This is a genomic window from Nocardia seriolae NBRC 15557, assembly GCF_007990715.1.
Taxonomy (GTDB): Bacteria; Actinomycetota; Actinomycetes; order Mycobacteriales; family Mycobacteriaceae; genus Nocardia; species Nocardia seriolae.
On sequence record NZ_BJWY01000199.1, the window covers coordinates 1 to 8,287 of the forward strand.

General features: G+C 69.1%; 9 protein-coding genes. 4 read left to right on the forward strand and 5 right to left on the reverse strand.

From position 1 onward, the window contains the following. Both NS2_RS34285 and NS2_RS34290 read left to right on the forward strand, forming a co-directional pair. On the forward strand, positions 1–326 hold a 326-nt coding region (locus NS2_RS34285), incomplete at its 5' end, for a Scr1 family TA system antitoxin-like transcriptional regulator (RefSeq protein ID WP_045440289.1). Beyond that, a complete protein-coding gene (locus NS2_RS34290) occupies positions 323–517 on the forward strand; it encodes a DUF397 domain-containing protein (RefSeq protein WP_033091490.1) in 195 nt (64 codons plus the stop codon). The genes NS2_RS34285 and NS2_RS34290, both read left to right, overlap by 4 nt. Before the next feature lie 4 nt (positions 518–521). Here the strand turns inward: NS2_RS34290 and NS2_RS34295 are convergent, their stop codons facing one another. From NS2_RS34295 to NS2_RS34310, 4 genes are all read right to left on the reverse strand, one after another. Then, on the reverse strand, positions 522–1,022 hold the full coding sequence (locus NS2_RS34295; protein WP_033091489.1) for an LpqN/LpqT family lipoprotein: 501 nt from the start codon (positions 1,020–1,022) through the stop codon (positions 522–524). Between the two features lie 118 nt (positions 1,023–1,140). Further along, a complete protein-coding gene (locus tag NS2_RS34300) occupies positions 1,141–3,402 on the reverse strand; it encodes a heavy metal translocating P-type ATPase (protein ID WP_033091488.1) in 2,262 nt (753 codons plus the stop codon). After that, on the reverse strand, positions 3,399–4,295 hold the full coding sequence (locus NS2_RS34305) for a DUF8832 domain-containing protein (protein ID WP_033091487.1): 897 nt from the start codon (positions 4,293–4,295) through the stop codon (positions 3,399–3,401). The genes NS2_RS34300 and NS2_RS34305 overlap by 4 nt, the downstream gene beginning before the upstream one ends. Next, on the reverse strand, positions 4,292–4,498 hold the full coding sequence (locus NS2_RS34310; RefSeq protein ID WP_033091486.1) for a heavy-metal-associated domain-containing protein: 207 nt from the start codon (positions 4,496–4,498) through the stop codon (positions 4,292–4,294). Before NS2_RS34310 ends, NS2_RS34305 begins: the two co-directional genes overlap by 4 nt. A gap of 130 nt (positions 4,499–4,628) precedes the next feature. Here NS2_RS34310 and NS2_RS34315 point away from each other — a divergent pair, with 130 nt between their 5' ends. Together NS2_RS34315 and NS2_RS34320 are read left to right on the forward strand one after the other, a co-directional pair. Further along, complete coding sequence (locus tag NS2_RS34315; protein WP_033091492.1) at positions 4,629–5,552, forward strand: 4-(cytidine 5'-diphospho)-2-C-methyl-D-erythritol kinase; 924 nt, start codon at positions 4,629–4,631, stop codon at positions 5,550–5,552. 128 nt (positions 5,553–5,680) lie between these two features. Then, positions 5,681–7,477 carry an ABC-F family ATP-binding cassette domain-containing protein gene (locus tag NS2_RS34320; protein ID WP_033091485.1) on the forward strand — a complete coding sequence of 599 codons (1,797 nt, stop codon included), beginning with the start codon at positions 5,681–5,683 and terminating at the stop codon, positions 7,475–7,477. Between the two features lies 1 nt (position 7,478). Here the strand turns inward: NS2_RS34320 and NS2_RS34325 are convergent. Then, the coding region (locus NS2_RS34325) for an Abi-alpha family protein (RefSeq protein ID WP_261772335.1) at positions 7,479–8,287 on the reverse strand (809 nt) is incomplete at its 5' end.

The following is an 8,287-nucleotide window of genomic DNA, read 5'->3' on the forward strand; positions in this document are numbered from 1 at the left end:
GTACTAAGACCATGGCGGCACAGCTGCGTCATTTGGCGACCATGCCGCCCAACGTGCTGGTCCAGATTCTGCCTGCCACAGCAGGCTTTCCGCTCGGAGTGTCCCCCGGACCATTCACGATTCTGGATTTCGAGACGGACGAAGATGGCGAGCCCGTCGAGCCGACGGTGATTTATGTCGAGAGCTACGCCGGAGACTTGTACCTTGAAGGCACGAACAGCGTGACGTTGTATCGACAGGCGCACACGACTATTCGCGCCGCCGCGCTCGACGCGGCCGACAGCAGAAACATGCTGCGACGACTTGCCAAGGAGTTCGCGCCGTGAAAAACGATCTGTCCCAGGCCAACTGGTTCAAGAGCAGCCGAAGTGCGGGTGGAAAGGACTGTGTCGAGGTCGCTTTCCTAGGCCGGGGCGACATCGGTGTCCGGGACTCCGAGGACCGGGGCGGTCCCGCGCTCGTGTTTTCCGGTGAGCAGTGGGACCGCTTCTTGGCCAGTGGGGTTTGGAAACGCTGACCTCTCAGGCCGAGATCGACAGGCCCTCGAGGATGGTGGTGGGGGCGGTGCCGTCGCTGTCGGTGCGGGTGGTGATGGTGAGTTGGACCAGGTACTGGCCGTTTTCGGATTCGACGATGATGTAGCGGTTGTAGGCCCAGAGGGTGAGGGGGGCTACGTCGTAGGTGCCGGTGATGCCGGCGGAGGGGTAGCCCTCGAAGTCTTCGGTGTCGGAGTCGAGGTCTTGCCAGCCGGGGAGTTGGCGGGCGTCGTCGAAGGCGTGGGAGAGGAGTTCTCGGGCGTCGATGGCGGGAGAGAAGGTGGCCACCAACAGGACTGCGTTGTCGGCCCAGCCGTTGACCGGGGGTTGGGTCCAGACGCCGTAGGAGCCGGGGAACATGCCGGGCGGGACCTGCTGCCAGCCTTCGGGGACGCCTACGGAGACCTTGGGGGCGCCGGGGGCCGCGGGGTCGACCGGGGTGGCCTGGATCTGGGAGGCGGCCAGGTATTCGGCGATGGTGGTCAACGGGACTCCTCGACAGGGGCGGCGATGGTCACAGGGACGGCGATGGTCAACCGATATTCAACACGGAGCCGCCCGGATCGAGTGATCCGGGCGGCTCTTGGGTGGTGTCGGGTTCGGGTCATCCCTGGAACCGGCGCAGGCGCAGGCTGTTGCTGACCACGAACACGCTGGACAGCGCCATGGCCGCACCGGCGAGCATCGGGTTCAACAGGCCCGCGGCGGCCAGCGGGATGGCGGCGACGTTGTAGCCGAAGGCCCAGAACAGGTTGCCCTTGATGGTGCGCAGGGTGGCGCGGGACAGCTTGATCGAGGTGGGGACGGCGCGCAGGTCGTCGCGGACCAGGGTGAGGTCGGCGGCCTCGATGGCGACGTCGGTGCCGGTGCCCATGGCCAGGCCCAGGTCGGCCTGGGCCAGGGCGGCCGCGTCGTTGACGCCGTCGCCGACCATGGCGACCACCTTGCCCTCGTCCTGGAGCTTCTTGATCACGTCCAGCTTGTCGCTGGGCAGCACCTCGGCGATGACCTCGTCGATGCCGACCTGATCCGCGACGGTGCGAGCCGTGGCCGCATTGTCGCCGGTCAGCAGGACGGGGGTGAGGCCCAGGGCCTTCATCTCCGAGATCGCCTGGGCGCTGGTGGGTTTCACCGCGTCGGCGATGACCAGCACGCCGCGCGCCTGACCGTCCCAGGCCACCACGATGGCGGTCTTACCGGCTCGCTCGGCCCGGATCTTGGCGTCGGCCAGGGACTCCGGCAGCGTGATGGACCAATCCTCCAGCAGCTCGGTGCGTCCGATGACCACCGTGCGCTCGCCGACCAGACCCTGCACGCCCTTGCCGCCGTGGCTGACGAACTGCTCCACCTGCTCGGTGTCGAGTCCGCGTTCGGCCACGCCGTTCACCACGGCCCTGGCGACCGGGTGCTCGGAGCCGTGCTCGACCGCCGCGGCGACCGACAGCAGCTCGTCGGTATCGACGCCCGCGGCCGGAATCGCCTCCGCCAGAGTCATCTTGCCGGTGGTGACCGTGCCGGTCTTGTCCAGCACGACCGTGTCGATCCGCCGGGTCGACTCCAGCACCTGCGGGCCCTTGATCAGGACGCCCAGCTGCGCGCCGCGGCCGGTGCCCACCAGCAGTGCGGTGGGAGTGGCCAAGCCGAGGGCGCACGGGCAGGCGATGATCAGGACGGCCACGGCCGCGCCGAAGGCGGTGGAGACCGCCGCGTCGGTGCCGAGCCAGAAGCCCAGGGCGGCAACGGCGATGGCGATGACGATCGGGACGAACACGCCCGCCACCTGGTCGGCCAGGCGCTGCACGGGAGCTTTGCCGTTCTGCGCCTCCTCGACCAGTGAAGCCATCTGCGCCAGTTGGGTATCCGCGCCGATCCGGGTGGCGCGCACGGTCAGCAGACCGCCCGCGTTCACGGTCGCGCCGACCACCTGATCGCCGGGGCCGACCTCGACGGGGACGGATTCGCCGGTCAGCATGCTCATGTCGAGCGCCGAATTGCCGTTCACCACAACGCCGTCGGTGGCGATCTTCTCGCCGGGGCGGACCAGGAACTCCTCGCCGACCCGCAGATCGCCGATGGGGATCCGGGTTTCGACACCGCCCCGCAGCACCGCGACATCCTTCGCGCCCAGCTCCAGCAGGGCACGCAGCGCGGATCCGGCCTTCTCCTTCGAGCGGACCTCGAAGTAGCGGCCCGCCAGAATCGCCGTGACCAGGGTCGCCGCGACCTCGAAGTACAGTGCCGAGGACGAATCACCGCGCTCGATGGCGAAACTGAACGGGTGCTTCATGCCGGGCATCCCGGCATTGCCCCAGAACAGCGCGTAGAACGACCAGCCGAACGCCGCGATGGTGCCCAGCGAGATCAGCGTGTCCATGGTGGCCGCGCCGTGCTTGGCGTTCACCCAGGCGGCCCGGTGGAACTGGGACGCGCTCCAGAACACGATGGGCGCGGTCAGCGTCAGCGAGAGCCACTGCCAGTTGGTGAACTGCAACGCCGGAGCCATACCCATGGCGACCACGGGCACGGCCAGCGCCAGCGTCACCAACAGCTTGTGGCGCAAACGATCTGCGGGAGACGGTCCCGAATCAGCCTCGGCCGACTCGGTTTTCACCGGTTCGGTGTGGTGCACCGCCGCCGTGTAGCCGGTATCGACCACCTTGGCGATCAGATCGTCCGGCGTCACCGACTCCGGGAAGCTGACCTTCGCCTTCTCGGTGGCGTAGTTGACGGAGGCGACCACGCCGTCCATCCGATTGAGCTTCTTCTCGATCCGCGACGCACAGGAGGCGCAGGTCATCCCGCCGATATCGAGTTCGATCGAACGCCCGGGTGCCCGATTCTCGTCGAAATTGACCGGGGCGCTCATGAGTGACCTCCTTCGTGGTGGGCGGGCGCATCCGAATCGGCTGCGGCGGTGGCTGTTTGGGTGAACTCCGCGGTGTGCACCGCGCCGCCGTGCTGGAAGTCCAGGTACAGGCGGTAATTGCCGTCGCTCGGGGCTTGCGCGGCGAAGACGACATCGGGGCCGGGTGCGGTCTTGCCGACCTCGCCCTCGGGGTGGACGTGCAGGTAGGCCAGGTCCGTGGCCCGCAGTGCTACCAGGTGAGCGTACGCGCCCAGGTAGGGCTGTAGATCGGTCACGGGCTTGCCGTCGCGGGTGACTTCGAAGGTCAGTTCACTGCCCGCGGTGGTCAGGTCGCCTTTCAGGGTGACCTGGTAGCCGTCCACGTTCGCGGTCCGCGAGACCGGCGGGAGCGGCTTGTCGGTGACATTGCCCGCGACCGCGACGGTCCGGCTCAGGACGATTTCGCCGGGGCCGCCGACGGGGGAGAAGTCGGCGAAGACCCGGTAGCTGCCAGGCGCGGCCCACTTCCAGTCGATGGACCAGGTGCCGTCCGGTGCTTTGGCCGGGTGCACGTGCCGGAACTGGCTGGCGTCGGTGCGGACCACGATCAGGTGCAGGTCCTTGTCGTGGAGGTTGTTGTACTGGGTGACGGTGCCCTGCGGTCCGGTGATCCGGAATTGCAGTGCGCCTTGCTGATTGGGGGTGGCGGGGGCGGTGACCTCGCCGAGGGTGTAGCCGGAGAGGCTGTCGGTGAGTCCCGTCGCCGCCGCGGTCTCATGCTGACCGTGGTCGGGGGTCGCGGGCCCGGAGGCCGCGCCGGATCGGTCCCCTACCAGGGAACCGATGCCGAGCGCGGCTCCGAACAAGACGACCAGTCCGCCGCCGAAGGCGGCGAACCTCAGTCGATCGTTCACACCGCCACCTCGTAGCCGGCCTCGTCGACGGCGGCCACCACATCGGCGTCGGCGAGCGGGGCGTCGGACTCGACCTTGACCAGGCCGGTGGCGAGATCCACGTCCACGCTGGTGACGCCGTCGATCTTGCCGATCTCCTTCTGCACCGAGCCGACGCAGTGGCCACAGGTCATGCCGGTGACGGTGTAGGTGCTGGTGGCCATGGCGGTCTCCTCGGTTCGTAAGTTCGTAGATCCATACGGTGTGGGGGTATCCCCGACACCCGGAAACATACCCCCCATGGGTACCTTGCGCAAGTACTCGAACGAGAAATCTGTCGACTAGGCTGTGCGCGTGCTCTCAGTTGTGTCCAGCCCCGTCGTCGTGCGCGCGCCCGCGAAGGTGAACCTGCACCTCGGGGTCGGTGACCTGCGCGAGGACGGCTACCACGACCTCACCACCGTGTTCCAGGCGTTGTCCCTGAGCGACGACGTCCAGATCGCGCCGTCCGCGGCGCTCCGGGTGAAGGTCACCGGCGAGGGGGCCGAGGAGGTGCCCACCGATCGCGGGAACCTGGTGTGGCAGGCCGCGGTCAAGCTGGCCGACCTGGGCGGACGCGCGCCGCTGGTGGAATTCGCCATCAGCAAGGGCATTCCGGTGGCGGGCGGCATGGCCGGGGGCAGCGCGGATGCCGCGGCGGCACTGGTCGGGCTGAACGACCTGTGGGAACTCGGCCTCGGACGGACCGAATTGTCCGAAATAGCAGCCGAACTCGGCAGCGACGTCCCGTTCTCGCTGCACGGTGGCACCGCCCTGGGACGCGGCCGCGGTGAGAAACTGCTGCCCGTTTTGTCCCGCAACACCTTTCACTGGGTCCTGGCGCTGGCCAAGGACGGCCTGTCCACCCCGGCCGTCTTCCGCGAACTCGACCGCCTGCGCGAAGTCGGCGACCCGCCGCGCCTGGACAGCCCGGAGGAACTGCTGCAAGCCCTGGCCTCCGGCGAGGCCAAACAGCTCGCCCCGCTGCTCGGCAACGATCTCCAGGCCGCCGCGCTCTCCCTGAAACCCGATCTCCGCCGCACCCTGCGCGCCGGCGTCACCTCCGGAGCCCTCGCGGGCATCGTCTCCGGCTCCGGCCCGACCTGCGCGTTTCTGTGCGAGAACGAGGAGGCCACGGTCACCGTCGCCGCCGAGCTCGCGGGCGCGGGGGTGTGCCGCAGCGTGCGGACCGCGTACGGCCCGGTGCCGGGCGCGCGGCGCATTACTGGCGACAACTGATTTCGCAACCGCGGGGGTGACTCGTCGGGGACGGGCTGAGTCTCCCCGCACGCGACCGCCGGTCCGCAACGGCCGGTGAGTAGGCTCTTTCATTTCGGCATGAAGACTCGGAGAGGCGGCACTGTTCCGTGGCCAACCTGATCAACCTGGAAGCGGTCAACAAGAGCTTCGGCATCGCGCCTCTGCTCGACAACGTCTCTCTCGGGGTTCAGGAGGGGGAACGGATCGGTGTCGTCGGTCTCAACGGTGGCGGTAAGACGACGCTGCTCGAGGTGCTGACCGGAATCGAAGAGCCCGACTCGGGGCGGGTGAGCCGTCGCAGTGACGTGCGCATGGCGGTCGTGACCCAGCGCGGTGTCCTGCCCGAGGGCGCGACCGTCGGTGAGGTCGTGCTCGCGGGGCTGGCCGAGGACCAGCGCACCGACGGTGTGGCCGAGCACGAATGGGCCTCGAACCCGCGCATCCGTTCCGTCGTCGAGGGCATCGGCATTGCCGACCTCGGCATGGACACCCCGGTCGCCACCCTCTCCGGTGGCGAGCGCCGCCGCACCGCGCTGGCCGCCGCCCTCGTCCGCGACCTGGACCTGCTCGTGCTCGACGAGCCCACCAACCACCTCGATGTCGAGGGCGTGCAGTGGCTGGCCGAGCACCTGCTGACCCGGCGCAGCGCGCTGGTCGTCGTTACCCACGACCGCTGGTTCCTCGACACCGTGGCCACCCGCACCTGGGAAGTCCAGGGCGGCAAGGTCGAGACCTACGACGGCGGCTACAACGACTGGATCTTCGCCCGCGCCGAGCGCGTCCGCCAGGCCGACGCCAGCGAGGCCCGCCGCCAGAACCTGGCCCGCAAGGAACTCGCCTGGCTGCGCCGCGGCGCGCCCGCGCGCACCTCGAAGCCGCGCTATCGCATCGAGGCCGCCGAGGCGCTCATCGCCAATGTCCCGGCCCCGCGCGACACCGTCGAGCTGGCCTCCTTCGCGCGAAAGCGGCTGGGCCGCGTGGTGATCGAGCTCGAGGACGCCACCCTCGCCACCCCGGACGGCCGGGAGCTGGTGACCGACCTGACCTGGCGGCTCGCGCCGGGCGAGCGGGTCGGCCTGGTCGGCGTGAACGGCTCCGGCAAGACCACCCTCTTACGCGCGCTCGCGGGTGACGCGGAGTTGAAGTCCGGCAAGCGGGTTCAGGGGCAGACCGTCAAGATCGGCTGGCTGCGCCAGGAACTCGACGATCTGCCGCTGAACATGCGTGTGCTGGAGGCCGTCCAGGACGTGGCCCAGCGAATGATGCTGGGCGACAAGGAGATCTCCGCAGGTCAGCTCGCCGAGCGCCTCGGGTTCACCCCGGCCAAGCAGCGCACCCCGGTCGGCGACCTCTCCGGTGGTGAGCGCCGCCGCCTGCAGCTGACCCGAATCCTCATGGCCGAGCCCAATGTGCTGCTGCTCGACGAGCCCACCAACGACCTCGACATCGACACCCTGCAACAGCTCGAGGACATGCTGGACGGCTGGGCTGGCACCATGGTCGTGATCTCCCACGACCGCTACCTGATCGAGCGCATCTGCGACTCCACCTGGGCCCTGTTCGGCGACCGCAAGCTCACCAACCTGCCGGGCGGCATCGACGAGTACCTGCGCAAGCGCGCCGCGGCCACCGCGCCCCCGGCCAAGGCGACGGCTCCGGCCGCCTCGAATTCCGCTGCCCCGGCGACGGATTCGGCCGCCTACCGTGCCGCGCGCAAGGAACTGGCCAAGCTGGAACGTGCGTTGGAGAAGCTCACCGACCGCGAGGAGAAGCTGCACACGGCCCTGGCCGAAGCCGCCACGAACCCGGACAAGCTGGTGACGCTGGGCGCCGAGCTGAAGCAGGTTCAGACCGAAAAGGAAGCCACCGAAGAGCGCTGGCTCGAATTGGCCGACAACGCCTGAGCTATCCGTGCTGTTCGAGCACCTGCGGGTCGAGTGCGGGCACCGGCAGGCAGGTGCGCACGAAACCCGCACCGAACGAACTCAATTCGATGGTGCGGTACAGCACCTTGGTGCCGAAGCCCGCGCGCTTGAGCAGCCGCCGCACCTCGGGCATGGCCTCGAGCAGCTGGTAGCGGTTGGGGTTGCCGAGCGCTTCGCGGGTGAGGTGGATCAGGCCGAGGCGGTCGAGATTGGCCAGGTACTCGGCGATCCGGTTCGGGTAGCGCAGGGCCGCGTCCTCGCCGAGGAGGTTGAAAGTGCCTCGGTAGGCGGTTCTTCCGGTCTTCACCTCCACCGCGGGCTGCGGGCCGTCCAGGTAGAGATGCCGCACGATGCGGGCCTCGTCCGGCGTGATCTCACCCAGGATGCGCGAGTACGCGGTGTGGTGGTGATTGTCGTCGTCGGCGTGGAAATCCGCGGAGCGGCGTAGCAATTCGGCCCCGCGGGCGCGAAGGACGCTGGTGGGGCTGTGTTCCGCAGCGTCCTCGGCCTGGTCGGGCGGGGTGACGCCCAGCGCCTGGCGCACCGAATGCCGCACCTGCGCACCGGCTTCGGAGAGGATCGCGCGCGGCGGCTGCCCGGCCATGCTGCCGCGCAGCACCACCGAGGTCACGCCCAGCGCGGTGTGCAGGCTCCAGAAGCCGGCCTCCACCGCGGCGGAGACGGCCACGGCGACAACACCTGCCGTCGCGCGCACCGGTCCGGCAGCGTGTTTCTCGTTCGGGGACACCGGCACCGGCAGCGGAGCGGGCTCCCGAACAGCTAGTGTCG

What these genes read in the sequence shown, in the direction of transcription:
- NS2_RS34300 (WP_033091488.1), bottom strand. Translation starts at nt 3,402, where the DNA reads ATGAGCGCCCCGGTCAATTTCGACGAGAATCGGGCACCCGGGCGTTCG.
- NS2_RS34310 (WP_033091486.1), bottom strand. Translation starts at nt 4,498, where the DNA reads ATGGCCACCAGCACCTACACCGTCACCGGCATGACCTGTGGCCACTGC.